Here is a 1,607-nt window from a genome sequence, read left to right as displayed (position 1 = left end):
GGTGTAAATATGATAACAGGAGAAAAGTTATCGTTGGCAGAAAGATTAATTACAGCTGCATGCTTCTTTATACCAATAGTAGGAGCATCATTCGTAAGAGAATCAGGACAAGGAGTAGTTAAGTTCATAGGAAAACACTGGGATAAAGCAATGCAATTTGTTTCAAAGTATACTGATGACTTTGTTGGTTTGTTATCAAAATATACTGATGATGTTTTAATGTATGTAGCTAAAAAAGGTGATGAAGGTTTAACGTTATTAAAAAAGGTATTTAATTTTGGTGATGAAATAGCATTAGCTGGAGGTGGAACAGTTAAGTTAGAACCTGAGGCTAGTACGAAGTTACAGGATTTTGTATCAAGGAGTATTACTAAGGTTGATGATGTAACGAGTAGTGGAGCTATAAAGGGGGTTAGTAACAATACTGGAAGATTAATTCCTGGAAGTCCAGGAGTAGTTACTGGTGGAGATTCTACTAAATTAGGTAAAAATATAATGGAGTCCATGGGATTAAAGAGATCAACTAAATGGACAGGACATCAAGCACAACATATAATTCCAGCAGAGATGGCTGATAATCCAATAATTCAAAAAATAGGAATGGATTTAGATAATGCAACAAATGGAATATTACTAAGAACTCCAGATGCTGAATTGAGTGCTATGTCAAGACATAGAGGATATCATTCGGTATATAATGAGGTAGTAAGAAATCAATTGAATAAGTTAGACATAAATCAAAGTGTTGATATACTTCAAAAACAAGTTTTTGACTTGCAGAGTGATTTGAGAAAACTACAAGAAAGCGGGTTACCATTATATCCAAGCCAAGGAGCAACAGTTGATTTGTGGGAAAGAAGTTTGGATAAAATTAGGAATTGATGATAAGGAGTAAATGAAATGGATACAGCTAAGAGAGAATATATATATAAACTTTTATATAAGCAAAATAAAAAAGATACTATAGATGATATTAAAGATATAACAGATTCTGAGCTATTGCATATAATAGCAGGGAATTATAACTGGGATAATGGTTTTGAGATTCCCTATAGTATAATAAATAATAAGAATTGTGACTTAGGAACTGCATTAATGATTTTTTATGACGCTGACGGATATAGGGTTTTAGAAAATAGAGAAGAATTAAAAAATCCTAATTTAAAGCAATGGGCTAAATTTATATCAGAAATAGAAGAGAAAATTCTAAGTAATCAATTTAAACTAAATAACATTAAGTTTATACCACCATTAACAAAGATTCAAAGTTTTAAATTAAAAAAGAATAATCCTAATATAAATAGAGTTTTTATAGAAGAATCTGATGGTAATGATGTAGAGATACCTAGTATTTAAGCGTGATAGTAATTGCATAAAAAATAAATAAAGGTGAATATAGTTAAATCAATAGTATTAATAAAATCTGACACTGTATAAATCTAATAATGTGGTAAACTGTAAATAAAATAAAAATTAAATATATATTATAAAAATAATAAGATCCAATGTTTCTATAAAGGAAACATTGGCTTTTTTGTATAAATGAATACTACCTGCTGTGCAGGTATGTTCAGATTAGCTTAAGCGTTGAGTATATAAAAAAACTC

Annotated in this window: 2 protein-coding genes; both read left to right on the top strand. The window is 29.5% G+C overall.

The features are described 5' to 3' along the window. The coding region (locus I2E98_RS15875; RefSeq protein ID WP_207737644.1) for an AHH domain-containing protein at positions 1–882 on the top strand (882 nt) is incomplete at its 5' end. Positions 883–900: 18 nt separating this feature from the next. After that, a complete protein-coding gene (locus tag I2E98_RS15795) occupies positions 901–1,356 on the top strand; it encodes a DUF4274 domain-containing protein (protein ID WP_195469816.1) in 456 nt (151 codons plus the stop codon). Positions 1,357–1,607: the final 251 nt, after the last annotated feature.

The sequence above is a fragment of the Clostridium sp. D43t1_170807_H7 genome (genome assembly GCF_015555905.1).
Taxonomy (GTDB): domain Bacteria; phylum Bacillota; class Clostridia; order Clostridiales; family Clostridiaceae; genus Clostridium.
This window is presented reverse-complemented; position numbering and strand designations above follow the sequence as displayed.